The organism is Aliinostoc maniaoense, assembly GCF_058172895.1.
On the sequence record NZ_CP187952.1, the window covers coordinates 1,101,473 to 1,127,641 of the forward strand.

The window sequence follows — 26,169 nt, forward strand, 5'->3', positions numbered from 1 at the left end:
AATTAATTATTTGATTGTGTCTGTGATATCTGAGAAACGCAATACAATGGCATTGACTGCCTGAAGGTGAAAAATTTTTTGCTGCATAAGTGGTAAAAGGGCTATATATCCCAGGCATTTACAGTATTGTTGGACGCATAGCAGGGTGAATGTGAGAAAAATACACTTGATGAGAGTCTACTAGTGGTAAGTATTCAAGATAGCGATTCTCAGGGGCTTGACAATATCACGTTTTACGAGATGATGGTTAGCATTTAACGCTTGCAGAATTTTTTCACATCTCAAAGGGATTGCTATATAACTAAGACTAGTTGGTGCTGTGCCAATTCCACCATTGATCTAACTTCATAACTAAATTGAACTATTGATGCGAGTAACAGTCATGAAAACATTGGTTCGCTTGGGCGTAATATTGGGTATTGCTGGCAGTATATTATCTGCCGATTTGCCAGTAATAGGGAATCTACAAGCAGTGGCATTACCACAAGAGCAGGTAGTTAAAAAACTGCAAGAAGTTCCTGTATTTACGCTGACCAATGCTAAAGGGGAATTTGTCATTATTTCCAGGAACAACCAAGGGAAGACAATCTCTCAAGTCGGATTTTTTATTAGTAGGCAGGATGCTCAGAAATTTTTAGATAATCGCCTCAAGAAAGAAAATCCCCAATTGGCAAGCACGCTACAAGTAAGACCTCTGTCCTTAGCTGACTACTATAAAATAGTCTTAGAAGGCAAAAAGAAATCAGACTCTATCATTTATACTTTGATGCCCATGCAAAATCAGGTAGAGTCAGCAATTAGCCTGTTAAATCAAAGTGGTCAAAAAGGAAACCAGTTCAATGGTATTCCTTTATTTGTACCTAAATTTAAGAAAGAAAATAGCTACTTGACGATCCCGATGCCACAAGGTAATGAACGGTATATCCCTTTCTTTTTTGAGAAAGAGCAAGCAGTGGCTTTGTTAGATCAGTTCAAAAAAGCTGTACCACAGGAAGGTGCTAATACTGAGATTCAAGTGGTGGATTTGTTTGGTGTGATGGAAGCTCTCAATAGTAGCAATGATCCTATGATCAATAAAATTGTTCTGTATCCTTCACGAGAGTCGATCAGTTTTATTCGATCGCTAGTGCAGAAATCCCCGGCACCAAATCAACCAGCACCTAGACCTGCTCCCAAAAAATAGTTAACATTGGACTTACGCAGTGTACAAATGGGACATCATGTGTATTCACACAATCAGGTCGTTTTGGTATTTTGGCGAATAAGATTTGAATCAGCAGCGATCGCTATCTCATATTAGAAAAATCAACCTTGAATACCTGATGATTTTGCTCAATGCGTAAGTCCTATGAATTAACAAGACTAAGAAGTAGCGATCGCCCTCAACAGGAATGGTAGAGCAGAAAATCAATTTAGTCTCTGGTTTACAACTTTGGCAGTGGCGTAATAGAGCGATCGCACAAGCGATCGCTGATAATATTCCTTTAGCAGAAATAGATTGGTTATTACAAGAAATAGCAGGATTAGAACGATTATCACTGCGTTTAAACTCTTTTAAAGACCAAGCTGAGATTTACATGGCTTTGTCTTTAGAAGAGTTAGAGCATTTTTGGCAAAGACGCTTAAAGGATAGCTTGCCAGTACAGTACATTGCTGGTAGTACACCTTGGCGAAATTTCAGACTGAAGGTGTCAAGTGCAGTTTTAATTCCCAGACCAGAAACTGAATGCTTGATTGATTTAGCCTTAATGGCAGCTACCAGAGATATTCAGTCACAATTACAACAAGGGAATTGGGTAGATTTAGGGACGGGTAGTGGTGCGATCGCCTTGGGATTGGCGGATGCCTTGCCACAAGCCACAATTCATGCTGTTGATTACAGTCCAGAAGCCTTAGCGATCGCCCAGGAAAACGCCCATAATCTCGGTTTAGCTCACAGGATCAAATTTTATCAAGGGTCATGGTGGCAGCCTTTAGCAGCGATGCAAGGTCAATTTAGTGGTATGGTTTCTAACCCTCCCTATATTCCCAGCTATATTGTGCCGACACTGCAAGCAGAAGTAGTTAACCATGAACCACATTTAGCCTTAGATGGCGGTGTGGATGGACTAGATGACATTCGCCAATTAATAGAAGTTTCCCCCAGTTATTTGCAACCTGGTGGCGTATGGTTAATTGAAATGATGGCAGGACAGGCTGAGGCTGTGACAATGCTCCTAGAAAAGCAAGGTAGTTATGAAAACATTCAAATTCACAAAGATTTAGAAGGTGTGGAACGCTTTGCTTTAGCTTATGCCAAACATAATTTGTAATTAAATAGTAAATTACGAATTACGAATTACGAATTACGAATTACGAATTACTATGGCTAAAGTTACTTTAGAAGAATTAATAGCTGGCGTTGGTGCTGGTGTTGTAGTCAGTTTTCCTACGGATACTGTTCCTGCGCTGGCGGCTCTCCCAGAAAAAGCGGCGTTGATTTTTGCGGCTAAACAGCGTAGTCAAGATAAGCCGTTGATTTTGATGGCGGCTCAGGCAGAAGATTTATGGCCGTATGTCCGAGGTAGCGCGGAAGAATATCAGATTTGGCAGCAAGTAGTAAATCAGTATTGGCCGGGAGCATTGACATTAGTATTACCGGCTAGCGATCGCGTCCCCTCAGCTATGAATCCCAATGATCCCACAACCATTGGGATTCGAGTGCCAAATAGTGCGATCGCTCGACAAATTTTATCTCAAACAGGCCCTCTAGCTACTACAAGTGCTAATTTATCGGGTCAGCCAGCTTTAGAAACTATGGCAGAAATTGATGCTCAGTTCCCGGAAGTGTTGACGTTGAAATCCAGAGATACAGAATTTTTCCGTGAAAATACTGCACTGAGTCAACCTTCAACTGTTGCTAAATGGACAGGGAGCAATTGGCAAATTTTACGTCAAGGTGCATTACACTTAGATGTTTAAGTTTAAGCTGGAAAGTGATTGTTTGTTTTTGTGGTCAATTAAAAAGTTAATAACTGCCAAATTATGAGTTGGAGTAACTGGATATACCTCGGAGTCGGAGTATTAATAGGGTTGGGTTATCGTGGATTTGTAACAAAAAGGTCTGTAAATCCCGTTTCTAGTGATTCACCAATCACCCCAAAAGATCAAAAGCACACGGGAGCATCTCAACAAGAGATCGAAAATACACAGCTAGCCTATGAAATGGCCAAAGAAATGAGCCAGTTTAAAGGGGGATTTTTAGCACGTACTACCCATGAATTGCGATCGCCTCTTAATGGTCTGATTGGCTTACATCAGTTAATTTTGTCAGATTTATGTGAAAATCCAGCAGAAGAGCGGGAATTTATTGAACAAGCTCATGAAAGGGCTTTAAAACTATTACATTTGATGGATGAAATTCTCAATGTTGTCCGTACAGAACACGGGACTAACAAGCTAGATATTCAACCCCAACCTGTAGCTGAGATTTTACAAGAAGTTTATAACTTAACTTATATGTTGGCAGTAGATCGCAATTTAAAGTTGCGAATTTTGCCTCCAGATAGCGAGACTTGTGTTTTGGCTGATCAAAGATGGTTGAGGCAAATATTACTCAATTTAGTAGATAATGCTATTTCTCAGATGACAGAAGGAAGTATTTGTATTTCTACTGCTATTGATCCTAATTTTGTCCAAATTTATCTAGATTTACCTCATCATGCCTTCGTTAATCATGAGTCTATAGATTTACTCAAATCTGATGAAAATTCTGTTGAGGGTGAGCCAGAGAAAACTGCTTTGTCTCCAGGGATGAAGCTATTACTAAATCACAAACTCTTAGAAGTGATGGGAGGCAAATTAGATATTTTACCCTCTCCCATCTCTGAACCAGAGCCTTTAACTAGACTACAGATATCTATGCCCCTAGCGATTCTTGCAGGTGAACTTCCACAGTAGTTAAAGTGCTAATATTCGATTGGTTATGCAGCACCATAGTTGTAGTGTTATTAACTTGGAAACCAATTTTTTCGTAGAATTTCTGTTGGTGAGTAGTCATTAAATAAACTCGCTCAACCTGCATTCGGGGATGGCTTAAAACAGTTTCAACTAATTTGCTACCTAGTCCAGTACCTTGATAATCTGGGTGAATGACCACATCCCAAATTGTTGCCCGATAGATACCATCGGAATTTGCCCTAGCAAAACCAATCAACTTTTCTGCATCCCATACAGAAATTACCGGATCGCTATTGGCAATAGCTATACTCAAATCTTGAATACTGCGTTCTTTTGCCCAAAAAGCTGCAAGATTAAATAGCTCTTGGAGTTGGTAAAGGTCTATTTGAGTATGGCGATGTTCGCAAAACTGAATCTGAGGGTGGTTCATGATGTAGGCACTCCGATGTGGCAGTATTTTGTTACTGTCTTTCAATCATATTGTGCAGGAAATTACGGAGTTCGGATATGTATATGCAACTAAATTAAGAAAACTGTTATATCAAGTTTGGATAATTAGTTATAATTCTCTGACCTGTGCAGAAAGAAAAAACTCCTTCTTCCCCCTGCCCCCTGCCCCCTGCCCCCTTGCAGTCTTAATTATAAATCTTTAACTAAACACGATATTAACTATTGACACACCCATTTCCATAAAGGATGAGTAGGGCCTTGCTGGCGAATCTGAAACACTTGTTTTTCTAGGCGTTGTTGTTCTTGGCGTGGTAAACCGAGTAAAATATTGCGACTTTGCCAAACTAAAACAGAAGTAGTCATCCCAATACAAAAAGCTAAACCAATAGCAGATAAGGGATGATAAAAGAGTCCATACCGTAGTGCTACCCAAGTAAAGTATTGTTGCCACAAGGCAATTTCTGAGCGGAGATTCCACAAACACACAGGCGCAATTGTCAGCCATAAACAGCCAACAAATATCCATCTCCCATATACAGTTAATTGGTGCAGTTTTTGGACTTGTTGGGCTAAAGATTCTTCATTGCCAGAAATTGCTGGTTGTTCTGGTTCAGTCATGGGCAATTTTAGGAACTAATCAATTTAAAATTCAAAATACCCTGGGGGAAGTACAAAATTCAAAAGTAAAGAATTGTCCAGGAGTGGAAATACAAACTAAGTACAACAGGGTAAATTATTAAATATTTGTTATGAAAACTTTAGTTCTCCAAAAAGGACTAAAGTCCTTACTACAAACTTAATTCTAGTGTTTTTACATTATTTATCATAGTTTGATTTTTTTAATTGGTTGCACTTGTATCAAGGAGTTATATCAGTAAATAGTCAACAGTTATCAAGTAAATAGTAACTGATAACTGATAACTGATAATTACTACTCTACAGATGTATCAGTGACTCCAGTGGCTGCTACTGCTGTAGAATTAGGTTTACGTTCTCGCCAGACACTCAAGAGGGTGCTGGCGATGAAAATGCTGGAATATGCGCCGGCTATGAAGCCAAAAATGAGAGCTAGAGCGAAGTTTTTGAGAGTTTCGCCACCAAAAAGAAAGATAGCGAATAATGGCAGCATGGTAGTCAAAGTTGTATTGATTGATCTGCCTAAAGTTTGGTTAACTGCATTATCAACAATCTCATTAATTGGTTCATTAGGAGTTGCTTTTAATGTTTCCCGAATGCGATCGTAAATAACTACTGTATCGTTGACAGAGAAGCCTGTAATAGTTAGTAGAGCCACAATAAATAAGCTATCTACTTCTGTACCGAAAACTAGACCGAAAATAGAGAATATGCCCATTGTAACGAGGACATCGTGAAGCAGGGCAACAATCGCAAATACAGCGTAATCTAACTGAAACCGAAAGGTTAAATAAGCAATGATACCTAAAAAAGAAACAATCAGGGCAATCATCCCAGAGGTAAACAACTCTCTGCCCAAGGTTGGCCCTACGGTGTCAATTTGATTTTTTTGCTCGTCAAAAGTGCCGACTTTTTCACTTAAAGCAGTTTGTAATTTGATACGCTGTTCACGATCTAAGTTTTTGGTGCGAATTAAGATGCCATTTTCTTGGCGTGTTTCTTTGTCAGCAATAATTTGAATGCTGCTGTCTCCGAGTCCTTCGGCTTTAGCGACTTCCCGAACTACATTAATATCTATGGGTTGGTCACAGTTACCTGGTTTGGTACAATCTCGTTCTAGTTGTAATCTTGTGCCACCGACAAAATCCAAACTCGGACGTAGGGGAGCGCGAATGTTGGGGTTTTGCCAAGAAATCACCATTGAGATGATACCAGTCAAGATGATCGCACAAGAAATAGTCCACCAGAGCGATCGCATTTTGTTAATACTTAGTTTCATTGAGCTACCTCTGCCTTGTTAGATGCCCCTGATGCTGGCAGGTTTGGACAAAATAGTTCTACTTTCCGCAGTGCAGGAATGGAAATGGCGACAAACATTAAACTGCGGCTACAGGTAATAGCTGTGAACATACTGACGGCTACACCTAAAGCCAGAGTTAAAGCAAAGCCTTTGACTAAACCAGCACCGAGCCAAAATAGTGCGGCACAGGCGATTACTGTTGTCACGTTGCCATCTAAGATACTAGAAAAAGCGCGGTAAAAGCCTGACTCTACGGAACGATACAATGATTTACCTGCTCTTAATTCTTCCCTTGTGCGTTCAAAAATTAGCACGTTTGCGTCTACTGCCATGCCGATGCTGAGAATAAAACCAGCGATACCTGGGAGAGTGAGAGTGACACCTAACAGAGCAAAGCTAGCCCAAGTCAAGATGGCGTAGGTGATTAAAGACAAATCAGCAATTAATCCTGGTAGTCTGTAATACACCACCATAAATATTAAGACTAAAATCAGACCGCCAATGCCTGCATAGATACTGCTGGTGATACTATCTTTACCCAAGGTTGCCCCAACTGTACGAATTTCAGCAATTTCAACTGGTACAGGTAAAGCACCGCCCCGTAATTGTACGCCTAAGTCGTTAGCTTCTTGGGCTGTAAATCTACCAGTAATTACCGCAGCACCGCCTGTAATCCCTGTAGCGGCAAATTCTACCCCAACAACGGGAGAACTGATCAATTCATTGTCTAAGAAAATCCCGATGCTGCGTCCTGTACCTGCGAGATTTTTAGTTAAGGTGGCAAATATTTCACCACCTTTTTGATTAAAGCGAATGGCAACATTCCAGTTGCTACCTTGTTGAGTAGGTTCGCCGTAGGCATCTTGCAGGTATTTACCATCAAGTGGTGGGTTGGTACTTTCAAATAATTCGGCGATCGCTTGATTATTTTTCTGTAAATCTTCTAAATTTTTATTAATTGCGTCTTGATCGTTACTTTTTCTTAATTCTGCTTGCTTGACTTTCATCTCAGCCCGTGAAGCTTGAAAAGCCAATAATTGAGTTTCTGTATTGGGTTTTTGTTGGCGAAATTCTAACTGTGCTGTACCTCCCAAAACTCGCTCCGCTTGTTCTGGGTCATTCACCCCTGGTAACTGCACCAGGATTTTATCTGTACCTACTGTTTGGATGACTGGTTCAGAAACACCCAGTCCATTAATTCGACCTTCAACAACTTTTTTCACCCCATCTAATTCACGGTCGGTGATTTGCTTGATTTCGGCTGAGGGTTTCACCTGAATAGTCAGTTGTGAACCCCCGCGCAAGTCTAACCCCAAGGGTACAGGAATCAAAGCAATAGCTGTAACGGCAGCTATCACTAAAATAAATATCAACGCTAAAAGCGATCGCTGTCTCTGCATACCATAACTCGCAACTGACAAACGCTATAATAACGCTCTTTGCATCAGTTATGAGTAGTGGGCATGGGGAATTGGGCATGGGGCATGGGGCAAAAAAATTCAAAATTCAAAATTCAAAATTCAAAATTGAAGAGTTTTACTCCCCTGCTCCCTACACCCCTACACCCTTACACCCTTACACTAGGCTGTTGACTTTGTTGAAATTTGGGCGGTTTTTAGTAATTTTGTACGCGATGTTTAATTTGTGCCTCAAAGCCTTCTCAAAACACAGTTTCAGCCATCGTAACTACGCACATTTTTTGCATGGACAAAATCCCAAAAAAGGTACAGAGTCAACAGCCTACCCCTACACCCCTACACCCGCATAGCAACCATTTTCTGCACTGCTTCCACAATTTGCTCTGGTTGCACAATTGTCAGACGTTCTAGTGTGCCGTTGTATGGTGTGGGGATGTCTTGGGATGATAGTCTTAATACTGGTGCGTCTAATTCATCAAATAGGCGATCGTTAATAGATGCCACTAATTCTGCACCAATACCACCGGTTCGCATACATTCCTCTACGACAATCACGCGGTGAGTTTTCCGCACGGATGCACCAATGGTATCAAAATCTAATGGTTTGAGGGATATTAAATCAATTACTTCTGGGTCATAACCTTGTTTTTCTAAAGGTTTCACAGCTTGCATCACATGATGACGCATCCGTGAATAAGTTAAAATTGTTACATCTTTACCTTTGCGGACAACTTCGGCTTTATCTAAGGGAAGTACATATTCTTCCTCTGGTAGATTTTCTTTTAAGTTGTAAAGTAAAACGTGTTCAAAGAATAATACTGGGTTATCGTCGCGGATAGCAGCTTTTAGTAGTCCTTTGGCATTGTATGGGGTAGAACAGGCGACAATTTTTAATCCTGGTACAGCTTGGAAGTAAGCTTCTAGGCGTTGGGAGTGTTCTGCACCTAGTTGTCTACCTACACCACCAGGGCCACGAATTACCATTGGGATTTTAAAGTTACCGCCGGAGGTATAACGCAACATTCCGGCGTTGTTAGAAATTTGGTTAAAGGCTAAGAGCAAAAAGCCCATGTTCATGCCTTCAATAATAGGCCGCAGACCCGTCATGGCTGCGCCTACTGCGATACCTGTAAAGCTGTTTTCTGCGATAGGAGTATCTAAAACTCTCAAATCACCATACTTTTGGTGTAGGTCTTTGGTAACTTTGTAAGAGCCGCCGTAGTGTCCTACGTCTTCACCAAGAACAAATACGCTGGAATCACGCGCCATTTCTTCATCAATGGCTTCCCGCAAAGCGTTAAAAAATAGTGTTTCTGCCATTTAGACCTTTTTTTACAACTATCGTTTTAGAATCTTATCGCGCTAGTGCAACCAATATGGTGAGCGATCGCACTAGTTAGAGATCAGTTAGAAACGCTCAACATCCGACTAGAAAATCATCGCCCTTGCTGACAACTTTGGAAACAGTTATCATCCAGCAATTATCTACTGTGAAATTGAGCCAAAGTTATCTACTTTGAGATAGACTTTGAATTAGCAGGCTATCAGCTGCAAACTGGCGAATCAGTTACCTCTGTTACCTCATCTTCCCGAAAGCGTTTTGGCCTGCCTGGTTTGCGTTTGTGTTGTTGATTAATTGACTTTTCACTAGCGATCGCCAATTCTTCCGGTGTACATTTAAATATCCGCAAAGCTTCCAAATATTTCTTTGGTGTCATCGTTGGCTCAGTGCGCCCAGCTTCCCAATTGCGAACACTGGTTTCACTGATTGCAAGCCTGAAGGCAACTTCCGCGCGACTGACACCAGCACGCTCTCTCAGGACTTGCATATCCATAGTTCATGCTCCCATTACAAAATTTAAAGTTTTTTGCTAAAACAATTGACATTTTTTGTCAATTATGAAATTCAAAAGACTAAATTTATTATTGATATTTATTTTATAGGCGATCGCACCACTCTTTGACAAACTCGGCCACTAATTTCTGTAACACCCCATACAAAACCTACTTTTAACCTCAACAATAGTAGGTTGGGTTGACGCAAGGAAACCCAACAAAACCTTGTATGTTGGGTTTCGCCCTCACCTAACCTTTACCCAAGATTAATTTCTCCCAAACAACCTATCCAAGAAATCAACCCTTACCGCCAGATTAATAATCCCCCGATTCGTGCGTGAATCTCTAATTTCCGCATTATTCAACGCCACAATATAAGGCTCACCACCAATCAAACCAATCAGCGCACCACCGGAAGAACCCCCAGTAGTATCACAATCATGGAATAATACGCCATCCTTCTCCTGAACAATACCGCATCCAGCTTGATATGAAGCAGTCCAACCCTGACCAGCAGACAGGAACTCATAGCCTTTTTTTCTAGTATCAGGGAAGTCACCAGAATAACCGACAAAGAAGAGTTTATCCTGATTTTTCAAGAAACTGGCAGTAGAGAGAGATTGCCAACCCAAATAACCATACTTACGACCAAGTGGCCTATCAATTACCATCACCGCCCAATCATTGATTTGATTACTGAGTTCATTTCCAGTAAAATCAGTACCATAAACAACACGCTCAACCACAGCGATATCTCTTTTATTAGGAACTACACCATTAATTACATTGGGTAAGAATCGAATTTCTCGACTTAACTGATTGGTTCTAGAATCAATCACACAATGAGCATTTGTTAAAACCAGCCTTTCACCAATTAAAGTACCAGTGCAATGATAATCTCTAAAGTCAGTAGTTGTTCCCTGCACGCGCCCAATAGTTGACCAAGGATATTCTCTACTAATCATAGGAATACGGTCATCCCAACCAATAATCGCTCTGTCTGCTGGATAGGGTTTTTCAGACCGTTGCAGATTAGCAGGTTTGAAGGGCTTACTATTACTTAATAGATTTAATTTACCTGCATCTTCGAGTTTAATAAATTCTGGTGCTTTTGTTTCTTTTGCTTGGACAGATCCCCAACCGCCTAAAGTTGTAAAACTCAAAATTCCTGCGATGAAGCAAGCGAAAATTACGGTCAAAGGTTTCTTATAGAAAGGCTTTTTAGTCATCGTTCAAACTCCTTAATGACAAATTCATCGGTGATGCTATGAGATTATTTATGTTTCACGCAGAGGCGCAGAGACGCAGAGAGTTAGGAAGAGTTAATCACTTGAGCAGCCATAATCTTGTTGACCAAACCTCCATTAATTACGAATTACGAATTACGAATTACGAATTATTCCCACTTTCCTTGGATAGTAAAAGCTGACCAAAAACGGGGGTTTTGCCATTGTTTTTGTTGCCATAATTTCAATTGCGCCTCCCTGAGAGCTACCGCAGGGGTTTTCCCTTCCCTCAAGATTTGGGTGTATAATTCCTGCATTAGTAAAGATGTGGCTTGATCATTCACCTTCCACAAAGACACAACTATCCGCGCTGACCCTGCATACATTAGCCCCCTTGTCAACCCTATTAAGCCTTCCCCTTGGACTTCCTTACCTAGTCCGCTTTCGCAAGCACTTAGGACAATTAACTCGGCGGGGAGGTCGAGGTTAAAAATATCGTTGAGGCGTAAGAAACCTTTTTGCGCCTTACCATCTTTATCTACCAGAGATGTCACAATACCTGATAATTCTGGGTTGGTGTCATCGAAAATACCATGAGTAGCGAATAACAGCAGGCGATATTGACTTAGTTGTTGGCTAGTCACGAAGTTGTAGTTAGCATCAAAGTCAAAGGCTTGCAGACTTTCTTGAGGTGACACCATTTTCAACACTGCGTCAGCCTCTTGGCGCGTACCGGGAAGTCTATCTAAGCGACTACGATTAATATTATTCAACAACCTTTTCAGGGCTGAACGTTCTAGTTCTAGGTCGAGAGATGCAGAAGTTTCCGGTGCTTTACCAGTGACGCGTTCATCATTAGCACTGAATACGGGGTCAGCCATAACCGCGAGGGTTTTAGGTGCGGGTTTACGTCCTTTGAGTTGTTGTCTGTGGGTGGCGAGGCTAGTAACTGAGGGGAGAGTAATGATTTCATGGTTGACTAACAAAGGTTGGTAATTGACCCCTCCCCCAACCCCTCCCCGAAGCGGAGAGGGGAGTTTATTTTTCTCCTCTCCGTGCGCTTGCTTCTCCTCCTGCCCCTGCTCCTTCTCCTTCTCCCTCTCCTGCTCCCCCTTCCCTTGCAGGGAAGGGGGTTGGGGGGTTAGGTCAGCCAACACCGCAAATGGAATCTTATGCAAAACACCATCAGCCACCACCACTAAACGTTTTCTTCCCAACTTCCCAGCCACAGGCGCAAGGATAATTTGACTCAGTTCCTTAGCAGCTTTAGTCGTATCAGCAAAAGATTGGGCTTTTTCTTCTTCAGTTGCACCAGCAATAAGTGGACGTGTTAATTGTTGGTGTAAATTTCTCGCCGCTTTTTCTATCTGTTCATTTCCTGGGAGTTCGTAAGTATTGAGAGAGTTGGAGGTGACTAACCATAGATAACTGCGGTCTTTATCCAAGGAATATTGCAATAATACGGTGTCCTTATCTAACTGTTGTTGAATTTGAGGTAAGGTAAGGGGTTGGGGATATTTCAGCGCAGCATATTCCGGGTTAGTAGTGCGGATTTTGTTTTTTAAATTTTCCTGTTGTTTGAGTAGGGCTGCAATTTGTTGTTTGGTGGCTGTTATTAGTTGGGTTGGTGGTTGTTTTTGACTATATAGTTGTGATAGTTGTTTTTCTCTAGCATCAAGTAGCAAATTTAAGCGGCGTTCTTCTGCGATGACTTTGGGATCTGCATTTTTACGGATATCTACGTTAGCTTGGGTTAATAGTTCTACTAAACCCCTAGTGCGGGAACGTTCACTGATGTGCAGTGCTAATGCGTCGTAGCCCTGGGAGGCGTCTTTTTTGTGCAGTTGCATCAGCAGGTCGGTGTAGAATTTATAGTAATCTTGGACTGAGGCAAAGTAGGAAGTACGCAGCTTTTGGTCAATGATTTTGGTGCGTAAATCTTCAATGATGTCGATAGCGGCTTGAATGTGTGTGCGGGCTTGTTCTAGGTTGCCTTTGTCACGTTCTAAGTAAGCTAAGTTAAAAAGGGTGGTGGCTTCCCCTCCCCTGTTCCCCACTGCCCGGAATAGGGGTAGGGCTTGGTTGTAGTATTTGAGTGCTTCTTGCTTTTCTCCTAATGAGGAGTAGACAGAACCAATATTGCTGAGGGTGGTGGCTTCCCCTCCCCTGTCCCCCACTGCCCGTCTTAGGGGTAGGGCTTGGTTGTAGTATTTGAGTGCTTCTTGCTTTTCTCCTAATGAGGAGTAGACAGAACCAATATTGCTGAGGGTGGTGGCTTCCCCTCCCCTGTCCCCCACTGCCCGTCTTAGGGGTAGGGCTTGGTTGTAGTATTTGAGGGCTTCTTGCTTTTCTCCTAATTCGGCGTAGACACCGCCAATATTGTTGAGGGTGGTGGCTTCCCCTCTCCTGTCCCCCACTGCCCGGAATAGGGGTAGGGCTTGGTTGTAGTATTTGAGTGCTTGTTGCTTTTCTCCTAATAAGTCGTAGACAGAGCCAATACCAGTGAGAGTGGCAGCTTCCCCTCCCCTGTCCCCCACTGCCCGGAATAGGGGTAGGGCTTGGTTGTAGTATTTGAGTGCTTGTTGCTTTTCTCCTAATGAGGAGTAGACTAAGCCAATATTGGTGAGGGTGGTGGCTTCCCCGCCCCTGTCCCCCACTGCCCGGAATAGGGGTAGGGCTTGCTTGTAGTATTTGAGTGCTTGTTGCTTTTCTCCTAATGAGTCGTAGACAGAGCCAATATTGTTGAGAGTGGCAGCTTCCCCTCCCCTGTCCTCCACTGCCCGGAATAGGGGTAGGGCTTGGTTGTAGTATTTGAGTGCTTGTTGCTTTTCTCCTAATGAGTCGTAGACAGAGCCAATATTGTTGAGAGTGGCAGCTTCCCCTCCCCTGTCCCCCACTGCCCGTCTTAGGGGTAGGGCTTGGTTGTAGTATTTGAGTGCTTGTTGCTTTTCTCCTAAATCGTTGTAGACACCGCCAATATTGGTGAGGGTGGTGGCTTCCCCTCTTCTGTCCCCCACTGCCCGGGATAGGGGTAGGGCTTGGTTGTAGTATTTGAGTGCTTGTTGCTTTTCTCCTAATGAGTCGTAGACAGAGCCAATATTGTTGAGAGTGGCAGCTTCCCCTCCCCTGTCCTCCACTGCCCGGAATAGGGGTAGGGCTTGGTTGTAGTATTTGAGTGCTTCTTGCTTTTCTCCTAATGAGTCGTAGACAGAGCCAATATTGTTGAGAGTGGCAGCTTCCCCTCCCCTGTCCCCCACTGCCCGTCTTAGGGGTAGGGCTTGGTTGTAGTATTTGAGTGCTTGTTGCTTTTCTCCTAATGAGGAGTAGACTAAGCCAATATTGGTGAGGGTGGTGGCTTCCCCTCTTCTGTCCCCCACTGCCCGGAATAGGGGTAGGGCTTGGTTGTAGTATTTGAGTGCTTCTTGCTTTTCTCCTAATGAGGAGTAGACTAAGCCAATATTGTTGAGAGTGGCAGCTTCCCCGCCCCTGTCCCCCACTGCCCGGAATAGGGGTAGGGCTTGGTTGTAGTATTTGAGTGCTTGTTGCTTTTCTCCTAATGAGTCGTAGACAGAGCCAATACCAGTGAGAGTGGCAGCTTCCCCTCCCCTGTCCCCCACTGCTCGGTATAGGGGTAGGGCTTGGTTGTAGTATTTGAGTGCTTGTTGCTTTTCTCCTAATGAGGAGTAGACTAAGCCAATATTGTTGAGAGTGGCAGCTTCCCCGCCCCTGTCCCCCACTGCCCGGAATAGGGGTAGGGCTTGGTTGTAGTATTTGAGTGCTTCTTGCTTTTCTCCTAATAAGTCGTAGATTCTGCCAATACTAAGAAGGGTAAAGGCTTGCCCAGTTTTATCATCAATTTGCTGCCAAAGTTTTAAGGCTGCCAACCATTTATCTCTTGCCTGTCGCAGTGATTCTACTGTCCCTTGTTGAAAAAGTTGCAACCCCTCTTGTGACAGTTTTTCCGCAGCCGCGCGAGTTGCATTTTGTTGTGTGTTTTCTGGTTGCTGTGCTATCTGCAACCTTTGATTTCTCTGGGTTGCTCCCACTGACTCCGATAGCAAAACAGCACTCAGCAAGAAAATTAAACCGTGACGGGTGACTTTTGCTAGCCAGCACCAACATAACCCTTGAGACTTTACACTCCTCTCCATTCTTCAGCCTCACAGCCTCAATCAGTAATTAGTTACAGCCCTATCCTGCCGATATTAATTCCCTCTGTTGGTAAATTATTTAATTGTCACCAGTGATATTGCTGAAACTTTAATGTTGATTCTACTGGGTATAGCTAGCGAACTCATCCGTGGTTGCAGTTTTGGTAACAGATTTTTTGGGGGAGTGACAGAGGCAGGGGGCAGGGGGCAGGGTTATTCCGGTGAACTAAACTTGCTCAAATCTATATAATTGGTGTTGGGGCTAGAAACAGCTTAAAACGTGATAAAATTCAAGTAAAAATAAAAAAATATTTCAGAGCCTATTTATAAAGTAAATATTAAGTAGGGTGTGTTACGGCAATGTGAGGATTTGAGTATGAGCGACAGTATAAATTGCCGTAACGCACCATAATCACACGGTGCGTTACGCGTTGCTTTAACGCACCCTACAATTTCAGCTTTACTTTATAAATCATCTCTCATATAGTTCGATATTTAATATCTCTTTTAGTAGTGGACTGACACAGCTAAAATAGTGCATTAAATGTAGGTTGGGTTAAGCGGAGCGCAACCCAACATTGATCTCGGAAACTCAATATAGATGTTGGTGTTGGGTTTCCTTACGTCAACCCAACCTACAATTTTTTTGCAACTAAAGCTTTCTAAGTATATGTTGACAAACAAATATCATTCCTATAGTAAACATTATGCAGACACATCCAATTATTAGAGTGACTGATGAAAAACAAATAACTTTACCACCAGAGATTCAATCTCAACTGCAACCTGGTGATGAATACCGAGTAATTATTCAAGGCAATTCTATCGTTTTAGAAAAAATTACTCAATCAAATGTAAATTTAGATGATTTTCTCAAAGAATTAGAAACTTTAGAACCTGATCCTAATCAACCCACAATGGAAGAAATTAGCCAAATAGTTAAGGAAGTTAGACAAGAACTTTGGACTGATAAATGAGGGTTGTAGTTGATGTAAATGTTTGGATTTCCGCCTTACTTTGGGGAGGTGTGCCAGATCAAGTTTTGATATTAGCACAAGAACAGAAAATCACTATATTTACCTCTGATGATCTATTTTTAGAGTTAGGCGTAAGCCGTAACGCACCTCCCCCAAAGCTTCGGTGCTGACTGAGTCTTCATAGCCAGGACTTGAGTCCTGATTGTACCGAAGTTCATCAAAAAGGAACTGTGTTAAGTGCTGTGGTGTCCTATCCTGGAGATGGGTAGTTGTGTTGTGGGTGAGACTGTGTTTATCAGCGTTGTGATACCAACTTATAATCGTCAGCCAATTCTAGAAAAATGCTTACGGGCTTTAGAGATGCAGCAACTAAGTGCATCCAGTGTTGTAGGTGGTTATGAAGTTGTGTTAGTAGATGATGGTTCTACTGACGGTACATTAGATTGGTTAACAGCAAATAAAGAAGAATTTCCCCATGTGCGGTGGTTTGAACAAGATCATGCAGGCCCGGCGGCGGCGCGGAATTTGGGCGTAGAGAAGGCACAAGGGGACATTATCATTTTTATAGATAGTGATTTAGTAGTCTTAGAGAATTTCCTGCAAGCTCATGCAGATGCTTTAGTGCAGGGTGAAAAGAAATTAGACAGCGATCGCTTTTTTACTTACGGTGCAGTAATTAATACTTGTAATTTCGACAACCCTACCGCCGAACCCTACAAAATCACAGATTTCTCTGCTGCATTTTTCGCTACGGGTAACGTTGCTATCCCTAAACACTGGCTAGAAAAAGCTGGATTGTTTGACACAGGTTTTCAACTTTACGGCTGGGAAGATTTAGAACTGGGTGTCAGACTTAAAAATCTCGGTTTAAAACTAATTAAATGTCCCGCCGCCGTGGGGTATCATTGGCATCCCCCATTTAATTTAGAACAAATTCCCAATTTAATCGAGAAAGAAATTCAACGGGGGCGCATGGGCGTTTTGTTCTATCAAAAGCATCCCACCTGGGAAGTTAAAATGATGATTCAAATGACATGGATTCATCGTTTATTGTGGGGGTTGCTGTCACTTAATGGGGCATTAAATGAACGGACAATGACCCCGTTGTTGCAATGGTTGATTAATTTAGGTAAGCCACAGTTAGCCTTAGAAATCGCCCGTATTTTCCTCAACTGGTATAACGTCAAGGGTGTATATGAGGCTTACGCTCAAATGAAAAGTGTTTAGGAAAAATCAATCTTCCCATGCCCAATGCCCAACATCTTGCACCTGGGTTAAAAACCGGGTTTCTTGAAACCCAGTTTTTTAGGGCTTGTTTGGTTCTTGACGGCTACTTTAAAGACTATGGATTTCTACTATACTGATGCAATTGTCACTATAGCAACACAAGATATTGATACATTAGTTAATTTCTACTCTGATTTATTGGATAAACAACCAATAAGTTTTATTCCTAGAATATATGCTGAATTTGAGCTTATTGGTTTGAAATTGGGTATTTTCCAACCAAAAGAAAATCATAATGCAGAATTTAAAACCTCAGCTAATAGTAAAATTAGTCTGTGTTTAGAGGTAAATAACTTAGATACAGCGATCGCTCACTTAACTAATATAGGTTATCCACCACCTGGAGAAATTGCGATCGCCTCCCACGGTAGGGAAATTTACGCCTATGATCCTGATGGCAATCGTCTGATTTTGCATCAAAGCTATAATTGATAATTCGTAATTCGTAATTCGTAATTCGTAACGATGCTACCGCTCCGCTAACGTAATTTGTAATTGAGATGGGTATAACAGATAACTATAAATTAAATTTGATCCAGTGGTATCCGGGTCATATTGCTAAGGCCGAAAAGAATCTTAAAGAACACCTATCAAGGGTAGATGTGGTTTTTGAGGTACGAGACGCGAGGATTCCTTTGGCAACACACCACCCACAAATCGATGAATGGGTGGGAAATAAGGCACGAGTTTTGGTATTGAATCGCTTAGATATGATACCGCCCCAAGTGCGATCGCTATGGGTAAATTATTTTAAAAATCGTGGCGAAGAACCCTATTTTACCAATGCTCAACACGGCCAAGGTGTAAGCGGAGTAGCCAAAGCTGCTCAATCTGCCGGTGTACAACTTAATCAAAGAAGACGGGAACGGGGAATGTTACCTCGTCCCGTCCGAGCTGTGGTGATTGGTTTTCCTAACGTTGGCAAGTCAGCTTTAATCAATCGTTTATTAGGTAAGCGAGTCGTAGAAAGCGCGGCTCGTCCTGGGGTGACGCGTCAACTACGCTGGGTGCGAATTTCTGATCAATTAGAATTATTAGATGCACCTGGAGTTATCCCCGTTAAATTAGGTAATCAAGAAGCAGCCGTCAAACTAGCAATTTGCGATGATATTGGTCAAGCTGCTTACGATAATCAACTAGTAGCCGCAGCACTCGTAGATTTACTCAATTCTTTACAAGAGCAAGCCGGTGAATTATTACCAAAATCACCCCTATACTCACGTTACGAACTCGACCCCATACCCCACACAGGAGAAGCATACTTACACGCTTTAGCTGAACATCGTCATCAAGGTGATGTAGAACGCACTGCTAGGCAACTATTAACAGACTATCGCAAGGGTTTACTGGGAATGCTGCCTTTAGAATTACCACCTAATTTTTGACACTAGCCCAGGGGGCAGGGGGCAGGGGAGCAGGGGGCAGGGGAGCAGGGGGAGACAAGGGAGACAAGGGGGACAAGGGAGAAAAATTAATGTAGTTTGTAACTTGCTTCCCGCGATAATGGGAATTGCGAATTGATATTAATTTTTTCCTTTTATCTGAGAGGCTCTGGCTTTTAATACCAGCATCGTTGCTGCTGTAAATGTAACTCCCATTAACAAATTTTTCATACTAAAATGTTTACCGCTTTCATTGACTAAAACACCTTCTATAATTAAAGAAGGTATTAATATTCCACTGTAAATAAGTTTAGAAAATATGAATCTTTTTTGTGTGAATAGAGTGAGTATAGTTAAGCCTATTCCTAGAGGGATAAAAGTTAGTGCATAGTAGAAAAGTTTTTGTTTTCTGGGAATTAAATCTAGTAAATTAAAACAGTAAGCATTCTGTAATTTATCTACATAAACTTGAATAGTTCCTCTAGAATAAGTAATGATTATATGATGTGGTTTAGTATCGACAAAAATATTAGGTATATTCAATTTTAGCTCAGAGCCATTTTCTCCAGTAATGGGCGTTCTGATGCGAAAATCTAAACTATTACCCTGTTGTCCTAATGTTAAATTACGCCGATAAGCATTTTCAGAGATTGAAATAATTCGTGCTGGCCCATCCTGTTCAATATTCGCTGTTGTCACAATCGCACTAATAGTAATCTCTGATGTTTTACTGATTGTTTTACTTAATTGCGTCACAGGTACAGATGTTTGTAACCAATGTTGACTACTTAAAAATACACCTTGACTTTGCTCTTGATTTACTGGGTTTCCTTGCCATACTAATTTGGGTAGCTGTCCTGTTTTATCTTGATAGCAGCATTTACCATTAAATTGATAGTGAGCTAATAAGGAATTACCAAGATGCTCAAAAGTACTAGGATTTGCTAAAATATTTCCTATTTGATTCCTCGATAGAGCTTGATCAGCAATATGAATTTCAGATAGATATCCTTCCCAGGGTTTTTCACCAGTTTTTTCATTACCAATAACGAGTGGATAGTTTAAGTCCCAACTACTTAAATTAGTTGTGCTTTGCCATAGTAATGCAATTAAGAAAGTCAAACATAGATATGCTAGAAACAATCCTAATATTTGCTGATTAGAACGCCTCAATCGACTGGCTTCTATTTTTTCTAAGGTAATATTAAAGCTTTTTTTATTCCATAAATAAAAGCAAATAAATCCCAAAAATCCACCGATGGTATTATTTAGTAAGTCCGCAGGTGTAGGCATTCTAGACGGTAAAAATATTTGTAATATTTCTACTGTTAATGACAAGCCAAAGCTTACTAATAAAACTAATAAAACTTGTAATATACTTTGCTTTTTCATGTTTTGTAATAGCCTGGCTAAACCAAAACCTAAAGGCATAAATAACAAAACATTATTGATCTGATCCTGAAAAGGACTAAAGTTATTAAAACTCAAAGTCAGTTCCGTTAATGAAAAATTATCTACAGATGAGAAATTAAATGGATAAAGTGTAGCGAGCAATACAGTTAAAATACTAATACTGCAAATTAGCCAATTATATGTTTGCAAATAACGCTGTTGATTAGTCATATGTAAATATCTGTTTTTCAGTAGCTATGTATGAATTATTGCTTGGCTATTAACTATCAAAAATTAGCGGATAAATGCTTGATGGAGATGCAGATTAGATAATGCTTTTCTAATATTATTCACCCATTTATATTTAGACTGAATTATATATATTTTTTTTGTAAAATTATCATAAATAAAATGTAAATCTAAATCTAAATCTAAGTTGCTAAATAATCAAAGTTCATTTGTTCTCAATGAACAAATAAACCGTGACTAAAAATATCCAAAATTTAGGGTGCGTCAGTATAAATAACTTTTTGGTATAAGTAAGTCGGAGAGAAAAAACAAACTGTATTAAGTAATGTAAAATTTAATTGAATTGGCTTGTAGTAAGGGCTTTAGACCTTAAGAGAGGACTAAAGTCCCTACTACAAACCTTGAATTATTCAGGCCGTTCTACTTAGTTAGGTTTTCTCAAACTGACGCACCCTATCCCCTTCTGAATTGGAGCGAAGTCAAAAGCAACAAAGTACCGTTGTAATGGAAATAATCCTGAAAGTCATAGATTTTAGTGTAATTTTTAATACAAACAGTTGTCGATCGCCATGAACAATGCCATAAAGAGATGGTAAAGGATGGATAAATATCCGACAAACCAGATATGCTTGCGCTCCCAGTCCCCAAATAGGCACATTACATCCATGACTGAACTGAGTTTACGTTTAAAACAGGGAGACACTGAAACAACTGTCATCGTGAATCAAAATGTATTCACAATAGGTCGGTTGCCAGAATGTAACTTATATCTGCCTTTTGGGGGAGTTTCCCGCAAGCACGCACAACTCGTCAAAATGGCTGATGGTACGTGGATAGTTGAGGATTTGGGTAGTAAAAACGGTACACAGGTGAATCAAACTGTCGTCAGCCAACCACAAAAGTTACATCATGGTGATGTAATTTGGGTAGGTAATATTAGTTTGGTGGTATTTTTTCATACTCCTCCTCCCCCACCGCCATTACCTAAACCAATAACTTTTTTCAATGGTTCGGAGCAGAAAACGATTTTTCGTAACGTTAAACAACTACAACAGCAGTGGATAGAAGCTAATAGTAATGATGGTGATCTTGGGGACAAAAATAAAACTATTGCGCGTCTGAAAGACTTAGTAGATATAGCAAAAAATTTGTGTGCTGCCGCATCTATAGAAGAAATTTTCTCCCAAGTGCAACAAGTAGTGTTTCGTTATCTTAGTAGTATTGACCGGTTGGCATTATTAATTGATGTTAATGGTTGTGGAAATTTAGAGTTAGTTAATGCGGCAAGTAGAGATCAAACTCACCAGAAATATCTTTTAGCAGATGCTAGTTGGATTAGCCGGAGTATCTGTCAAAAGGTGTTTGAAGAGAAAGTATTAATTCAAACTGCTGATACCCAAAAAGATGAAAGGTTTTCTGGGGAACATAGTATTTTACTCAAAGGTATTCGCAGTGCAATGGCTGTACCTTTGTGGGATGAAAATAAAGTAGTAGGTGTACTTTATGCTGATGCTCATTTATCTTCTTATCACTGGGAAGAAGATGGTGAAGAAGAACTCAGCTTTTTTTCGGCTTTAGCTAATCTTGTAGCATCGAGTGTACAACGTTGGTTACTGGCAGAGAAACTCAAAACAGAAGAAGTAATTCGTCATCGCTTAGAACGTTATCACTCGCCTGCCGTAGTCCAACACTTAATTGCTGTAGGTGGTTTACCAGATGGACGTTTAAGACCAGCAGAAAGTGAAATTAGCATTTTGTTTGCAGATTTAGTTGGCTTTACTGCTATTTCTGAGAGATTAACACCAACTGCGATCGCACAATTATTAAATAATTTATTTGAAGAAATGTTACAAGAAGTGTTTGCTTGTGGAGGCACTTTAGACAAATATATTGGTGATTGTATCATGGCATTTTTTGGCGCACCTGAACCCCAACCAGACCACGCCGACCGCGCCACGGCCACCGCTAAAGGGATGCTAACTCGTCTAGAACATCTCAATGCCAACGGTTTTTGGTATGAACCCTTACAATTACGCATTGCGATTAACAGTGGCAAAGCCGTAGTCGGAGATGTCGGCAGTTCGCAACGTGTAGAGTACACAGCATTAGGTGCTACTATTAACCTCGCCGCTAGAATGGAAGCAGTTTGTCCTCCCAGCGAATGTGTGATTAGCGAAGCCACATATAAATTACTCTCCCACCCTCAAGACTTCCAAAAAATGGGAGATTATCGTTTTAAAGGTATTGATAGATTAGTCAGAGTCTATCAAACCAAATTACAAAATTTAACGACAATTATTCATCATTAATCATTAGAAAAATGGGCATTGGGCATTGGGAATTGGGCATGGGAATATTGATTTTGATAAATTAACGTGAGTTCGACAAGTCTTTTCTGACCTCTCCCCCAACCCCTCTCTCTTGAAAAGTTCTGTTCGCCCTTGGCGTTGGCGAAGCCATCGGAGGAAACCTCCGCTCAGACTTTTCGCTCCGACGCGGAGAGGGGAGTAAAAAGCATGATATATCAAGGAAAAATCAAGGTTTTAAAGCCTCTCTCCTTGCAGGGGAGCCAGTGCGTTGGGCGGCTTTGCCGACTTGTTCGCGTAGCGTCTCGTAGAGAAGCAACTGGCGTGAGAGGTTTGGAGAGGGGTTTTTTCCAGTCGTCGAACTCACGTTAAATTACGCCTGATGTGAATTAAGAAAACCACCTATCCAATAAATACCCTATAGGTGTGGCGTATCAAACTTGGTAGGGGCGGGTTAACAAACATCATTCATTATTAACTTTTGATCTCAATGAACCCGCCCCTACAAATATCTACGTATTCGCAAGATTTTACGAATTACGAATTAATTTAATGTTGATGTACTTTTTCTAATAACCACATCGAAGCTACAGTCCCGATAAAGTGAGCCGTAATACCATTAACGTTGGCTACCATGACAAACACATCTAAGGCTCTGATAATTTTATTAGGATCAGTAATAGCTACACCTGGGGGTTGAGAGATAGACTTTGCTATTAACACTCCCAAAGTTGCACCAGCACCCAAAATACTTAATAGTATTCCTACTAAACCTGCAATTATTCCTAATTGAATAATTCTAGTTGTCTCTGCTTTACTAGGATGTAAACTGGGATTAGGATTATCTAACCGCTTACCGATGCGAGTGTAACGAAAATCCCAATACACACTAAATAATAGTGCTACAAGTCCGCAGATAGCCCAAAATATCCCGATACCGAGTCCAGCATTTGGTTGAGCTGTAAAGTCACGACCAGTAGAAGCAAATAATAGCACTAATCCAGAAACTACAACTAATGTCAGCTGTACCCAAAAAGTAATCCAGCCCGTGAGACGAATATTTTTAGCAATTCCATGTAGCGAACTATGTACTAGCGATCGCGTTTCTGTTTCAGCTTGCATATTAACTCATTACCTGATACCCCAATCACTAGGATATTTTTACTGCGGAAACTTTACCCCCACCTGTGGGCATAATTTTTAATTCACATCTAATGTGAATTGAGTCGTGAAAATTTCGGTTAAATTCGCTTAGTTTCATCATTACATTGGCATTGTCAGGCGATACATTAGCATTGTTAGGCGATACGTTAACATTGTCAGGCGATACATTAGCATTGTCAGGCGATACATTAACATTGTCAGGCAATACATTAACAATGCCGATGAAGCAACTTCTGTTTACACCGTAGATAGATTTATGCAAAGGGGAGACAAAGCATAATTTTGACGGAGTGGTGTAACGCGAGGACTACAAGATAAATCATCATCCAGACTTACTATTATTCACATCTAGGTGATTATTTAAATGTTATGTGGAGTTTGTGATATTGCTTGAACAATCATCATCCCCCACACAAAATTAAAACGAAATTTAGCTGCACGCTCAATATGAAACTGAGCAGATGCTAGTAAATCATGAAACTCTTTTTGGGTGTAACACTGCTTGTAAGCCGGGTCAACAATCTTCAATATAAAATCACATATCTGACAGGATAAATAATCTTTACACCAATCTAAGATAAATACTTTTCCTTGTGGCTTCAAAACACGTTTGATTTCCCTTAATGCAGCATGAGGATTATCAAAATAATGAAATGCACTTGCTGATACAATTACATCAAAAGTATTATTCTCAAAAGGTAAGTTTGACACACTCACATTATGAAAGGAAACATGAGGATAAGCATGACATTTCTGTTGAGCCACAAGGAGCATTTTTTCGGAAATGTCTACTCCAATCATAACCTGTTGGGGGTTTTCTGCTAAAAATAACTGCTCTAATTCTCCTGTTCCACAGCCAATATCAAGCACTTTTGCTTCTGGTGAAATCTCTGCCCAATTTTTGAGAATAGATAGTGTTTTTGTAATGTAATTATTCCAACGTTTATCATAGTAATCTGCCATTTCGTTATACTGTTTACGAATTATAGTTTCGCTCATAGTTATAGTTTTCACTGGAGAGAAGATATTAATAGAGTTACATCTGCGTGATCAAGTAGAATAATTTAACACCTTTTGCTCCCCCCTAACCCCCCTTGAAAAAGCAGGCTGGTTTCATACGAAAAAAGAAAAATCTATAAGTTTTGATTATTCGTTTTGTAGCCGAGATTTTGACCCCTCTCCAAACCTCTCCCCCACGGGGAGAGAGGCTTTGAAAGCTAGGTTTATTTTTTTCTCTGGTTGTATGAAACCACCCTGCCCAACTCACCTTGAAAAAGGGGGAAATAAGAATCAAATTACTTATTATTTATTACTCATTACTCATTACTCATTACTCATTACTCATTACTCATTACTTATCATTCATGTTGTATCTCACTCACTTCAAAAGTGCTGTATATTTCAGATTGACTCATGTAATAACATTTGAATAAATTGATGGATTGGAGTAGCTAAAGATAAGCTGCTACGCCATATCACAAATAATTCTTTACGTAGAGTTGTGCTATCTACATCTATAGGAATGGCGTGTAGTAATCCCGCTTGTACTTCTTGAGTAACTGATTTTGATAACACAATTGAAACTCCTAACCCTGCTTGTACGGCTCTTTTGACGGCTTCTGTGCTACCTAATTCCATAGAAACTTGCATCTTGTGAACTTGCTCACCAAAGAATTTTTGCAGCAAGCGTCGAGTACCTGTCCCTTTTTCTCCGCCTAACATTTCGATATTTTCTAAATAGGCTTTGGGTACTTTCGTCAAATTCCGCCAAGGATGATTCGGTGGCACGATGACCACAAGTTCTTCATTTTGCCATAGTTGAGCTATAAACCCAGGACGATGATCCCACCACTCCATCAGGGCGATGTCTACTAATCCAGTTTCTAGCTTGTCAGCGATCGCTAAATTAGTATCAATTACTAAATCAACCTCATAGGAGTGAGCATAATTTTCCAAATGATATTTCAAATACGGTGGTAAGAGATATATACCAATATTAGAACTTGCCCCAATGACTAATTTTGTGGATTTTAAGGCGGAAACGGCTCTTTGTGTCACTAAAACCAGACTTTCGGCATAGGGAAGTAATTTTTGTGCCGCAGGAGTCAATTGATTACCCTTGCGATCGCGGATAATTAGCTGCGTATTCAAAGATGCTTCTAACTTTTTAATGTGTTGTGAAACCGCAGGTTGAGAAATTCCCAATTTTTTGGCAGCTTGGCGAAAACTCCCTGTGTGAACAACGGCTAAAAAACTTTCTACGTACTCGAAATTCATAGGTGGAGGCGGGGGAGGCAGGGGAGCAGGGGGCAGGGGAGCAGGGGGCAGGGGAGCAGGGGAAGCAGGGGGCAGGGGAGACAAGGGAGACAAGGGAGACAAGGGAGACAAGGGAGACAGGGGGAGTAAAACTCTTCAATTTTGAATTTTGAATTTTGAATTTTGAATTGATATGCCCT

At 40.9% G+C, this 26,169-nt stretch carries 25 protein-coding genes; 13 read left to right on the forward strand and 12 right to left on the reverse strand.

The window, feature by feature from the left end; all coding sequences use genetic code 11:
* Positions 1-382 precede the first annotated feature (382 nt).
* From ACPZ3T_RS04945 to ACPZ3T_RS04960, 4 genes are all read left to right on the forward strand, one after another.
* Complete coding sequence (locus ACPZ3T_RS04945) at positions 383-1,183, forward strand: Tic22 family protein (protein ID WP_490273965.1); 801 nt, start codon at positions 383-385, stop codon at positions 1,181-1,183.
* A gap of 208 nt (positions 1,184-1,391) precedes the next feature.
* Positions 1,392-2,312 carry a peptide chain release factor N(5)-glutamine methyltransferase gene (gene prmC, locus ACPZ3T_RS04950; RefSeq protein ID WP_490273967.1) on the forward strand — a complete coding sequence of 307 codons (921 nt, stop codon included), beginning with the start codon at positions 1,392-1,394 and terminating at the stop codon, positions 2,310-2,312.
* 52 nt (positions 2,313-2,364) lie between these two features.
* Positions 2,365-2,961: an L-threonylcarbamoyladenylate synthase gene (locus ACPZ3T_RS04955; RefSeq protein ID WP_490273969.1), complete on the forward strand. Its 597-nt coding sequence runs from the start codon at positions 2,365-2,367 to the stop codon at positions 2,959-2,961.
* A gap of 63 nt (positions 2,962-3,024) precedes the next feature.
* Positions 3,025-3,939 carry a sensor histidine kinase gene (locus tag ACPZ3T_RS04960; RefSeq protein ID WP_490273971.1) on the forward strand — a complete coding sequence of 305 codons (915 nt, stop codon included), beginning with the start codon at positions 3,025-3,027 and terminating at the stop codon, positions 3,937-3,939.
* Here the strand turns inward: ACPZ3T_RS04960 and ACPZ3T_RS04965 are convergent.
* The 4 genes from ACPZ3T_RS04965 to secD all read right to left on the reverse strand — a co-directional run bounded on the left by ACPZ3T_RS04965 (position 3,899) and on the right by secD (position 7,725).
* The gene (locus ACPZ3T_RS04965; RefSeq protein ID WP_490273973.1) at positions 3,899-4,369 is read right to left on the reverse strand and encodes a GNAT family N-acetyltransferase; all 471 of its coding nucleotides are present in this window, start codon (positions 4,367-4,369) and stop codon (positions 3,899-3,901) included. The two genes, ACPZ3T_RS04960 and ACPZ3T_RS04965, sit on opposite strands and share 41 nt — an antisense overlap.
* Positions 4,370-4,608: 239 nt before the next feature.
* On the reverse strand, positions 4,609-5,007 hold the full coding sequence (locus ACPZ3T_RS04970) for a hypothetical protein (RefSeq protein WP_490273975.1): 399 nt from the start codon (positions 5,005-5,007) through the stop codon (positions 4,609-4,611).
* 313 nt (positions 5,008-5,320) lie between these two features.
* Positions 5,321-6,304 carry a protein translocase subunit SecF gene (gene secF / locus ACPZ3T_RS04975; protein ID WP_490273977.1) on the reverse strand — a complete coding sequence of 328 codons (984 nt, stop codon included), beginning with the start codon at positions 6,302-6,304 and terminating at the stop codon, positions 5,321-5,323.
* Positions 6,301-7,725 (reverse strand): protein translocase subunit SecD, encoded by a 1,425-nt coding sequence (gene secD / locus ACPZ3T_RS04980; protein ID WP_490277120.1) that lies wholly within the window; start codon positions 7,723-7,725, stop codon positions 6,301-6,303. The genes secF and secD overlap by 4 nt, the downstream gene beginning before the upstream one ends.
* 77 nt (positions 7,726-7,802) lie before the next feature.
* On the opposite strand from secD, the gene ACPZ3T_RS04985 reads away from it, so the two are divergent.
* Positions 7,803-8,093 (forward strand): hypothetical protein, encoded by a 291-nt coding sequence (locus tag ACPZ3T_RS04985; protein WP_490273978.1) that lies wholly within the window; start codon positions 7,803-7,805, stop codon positions 8,091-8,093.
* On the opposite strand, the gene ACPZ3T_RS04990 is transcribed toward ACPZ3T_RS04985, so the two are convergent.
* From ACPZ3T_RS04990 to ACPZ3T_RS05005, 4 genes are all read right to left on the reverse strand, one after another.
* Complete coding sequence (locus ACPZ3T_RS04990) at positions 8,080-9,063, reverse strand: alpha-ketoacid dehydrogenase subunit beta (RefSeq protein WP_490273980.1); 984 nt, start codon at positions 9,061-9,063, stop codon at positions 8,080-8,082. The genes ACPZ3T_RS04985 and ACPZ3T_RS04990 overlap by 14 nt on opposite strands.
* A gap of 224 nt (positions 9,064-9,287) precedes the next feature.
* The gene (locus tag ACPZ3T_RS04995; RefSeq protein WP_490273982.1) at positions 9,288-9,578 is read right to left on the reverse strand and encodes a helix-turn-helix domain-containing protein; all 291 of its coding nucleotides are present in this window, start codon (positions 9,576-9,578) and stop codon (positions 9,288-9,290) included.
* A gap of 267 nt (positions 9,579-9,845) precedes the next feature.
* Complete coding sequence (locus ACPZ3T_RS05000; protein WP_490273983.1) at positions 9,846-10,808, reverse strand: trypsin-like serine peptidase; 963 nt, start codon at positions 10,806-10,808, stop codon at positions 9,846-9,848.
* 167 nt (positions 10,809-10,975) lie between these two features.
* Positions 10,976-14,956 carry a CHAT domain-containing tetratricopeptide repeat protein gene (locus tag ACPZ3T_RS05005; protein WP_490273985.1) on the reverse strand — a complete coding sequence of 1,327 codons (3,981 nt, stop codon included), beginning with the start codon at positions 14,954-14,956 and terminating at the stop codon, positions 10,976-10,978.
* Positions 14,957-15,023: 67 nt separating this feature from the next.
* On the opposite strand from ACPZ3T_RS05005, the gene ACPZ3T_RS05010 reads away from it, so the two are divergent.
* The 6 genes from ACPZ3T_RS05010 to ylqF all read left to right on the forward strand — a co-directional run bounded on the left by ACPZ3T_RS05010 (position 15,024) and on the right by ylqF (position 18,605).
* Positions 15,024-15,206 carry a hypothetical protein gene (locus tag ACPZ3T_RS05010; protein ID WP_490273987.1) on the forward strand — a complete coding sequence of 61 codons (183 nt, stop codon included), beginning with the start codon at positions 15,024-15,026 and terminating at the stop codon, positions 15,204-15,206.
* Positions 15,207-15,663: 457 nt separating this feature from the next.
* Complete coding sequence (locus ACPZ3T_RS05015) at positions 15,664-15,933, forward strand: AbrB/MazE/SpoVT family DNA-binding domain-containing protein (RefSeq protein ID WP_490273988.1); 270 nt, start codon at positions 15,664-15,666, stop codon at positions 15,931-15,933.
* On the forward strand, positions 15,930-16,103 hold the full coding sequence (locus tag ACPZ3T_RS05020; protein ID WP_490273990.1) for a putative toxin-antitoxin system toxin component, PIN family: 174 nt from the start codon (positions 15,930-15,932) through the stop codon (positions 16,101-16,103). The genes ACPZ3T_RS05015 and ACPZ3T_RS05020 overlap by 4 nt, the downstream gene beginning before the upstream one ends.
* 91 nt (positions 16,104-16,194) lie before the next feature.
* Positions 16,195-17,160, forward strand: coding sequence for a glycosyltransferase family 2 protein (locus ACPZ3T_RS05025; RefSeq protein WP_490277121.1), 966 nt, complete (start codon positions 16,195-16,197; stop codon positions 17,158-17,160).
* A 117-nt stretch (positions 17,161-17,277) separates the two neighbouring features.
* The gene (locus tag ACPZ3T_RS05030; RefSeq protein ID WP_490273992.1) at positions 17,278-17,652 is read left to right on the forward strand and encodes a VOC family protein; all 375 of its coding nucleotides are present in this window, start codon (positions 17,278-17,280) and stop codon (positions 17,650-17,652) included.
* 68 nt (positions 17,653-17,720) lie between these two features.
* A complete protein-coding gene (gene ylqF / locus ACPZ3T_RS05035; RefSeq protein WP_490273994.1) occupies positions 17,721-18,605 on the forward strand; it encodes a ribosome biogenesis GTPase YlqF in 885 nt (294 codons plus the stop codon).
* A 138-nt stretch (positions 18,606-18,743) separates the two neighbouring features.
* On the opposite strand, the gene ACPZ3T_RS05040 is transcribed toward ylqF, so the two are convergent.
* Positions 18,744-20,225 (reverse strand): VanZ family protein, encoded by a 1,482-nt coding sequence (locus tag ACPZ3T_RS05040; RefSeq protein ID WP_490273996.1) that lies wholly within the window; start codon positions 20,223-20,225, stop codon positions 18,744-18,746.
* A 683-nt stretch (positions 20,226-20,908) separates the two neighbouring features.
* On the opposite strand from ACPZ3T_RS05040, the gene ACPZ3T_RS05045 reads away from it, so the two are divergent.
* Positions 20,909-22,552: an adenylate/guanylate cyclase domain-containing protein gene (locus ACPZ3T_RS05045; RefSeq protein WP_490273998.1), complete on the forward strand. Its 1,644-nt coding sequence runs from the start codon at positions 20,909-20,911 to the stop codon at positions 22,550-22,552.
* Between the two features lie 546 nt (positions 22,553-23,098).
* Here ACPZ3T_RS05045 and ACPZ3T_RS05050 read toward each other — a convergent pair.
* The 3 genes from ACPZ3T_RS05050 to ACPZ3T_RS05060 form a co-directional block, all read right to left on the reverse strand.
* Positions 23,099-23,671, reverse strand: coding sequence for a DUF3611 family protein (locus tag ACPZ3T_RS05050; RefSeq protein WP_490273999.1), 573 nt, complete (start codon positions 23,669-23,671; stop codon positions 23,099-23,101).
* Between the two features lie 402 nt (positions 23,672-24,073).
* Complete coding sequence (locus tag ACPZ3T_RS05055) at positions 24,074-24,712, reverse strand: class I SAM-dependent methyltransferase (RefSeq protein ID WP_490274000.1); 639 nt, start codon at positions 24,710-24,712, stop codon at positions 24,074-24,076.
* A gap of 402 nt (positions 24,713-25,114) precedes the next feature.
* The gene (locus ACPZ3T_RS05060) at positions 25,115-25,990 is read right to left on the reverse strand and encodes a LysR family transcriptional regulator (RefSeq protein WP_490274002.1); all 876 of its coding nucleotides are present in this window, start codon (positions 25,988-25,990) and stop codon (positions 25,115-25,117) included.
* 2 nt (positions 25,991-25,992) lie between these two features.
* On the opposite strand from ACPZ3T_RS05060, the gene ACPZ3T_RS05065 reads away from it, so the two are divergent.
* Positions 25,993-26,142: a hypothetical protein gene (locus tag ACPZ3T_RS05065; RefSeq protein WP_490274004.1), complete on the forward strand. Its 150-nt coding sequence runs from the start codon at positions 25,993-25,995 to the stop codon at positions 26,140-26,142.
* Positions 26,143-26,169: the final 27 nt, after the last annotated feature.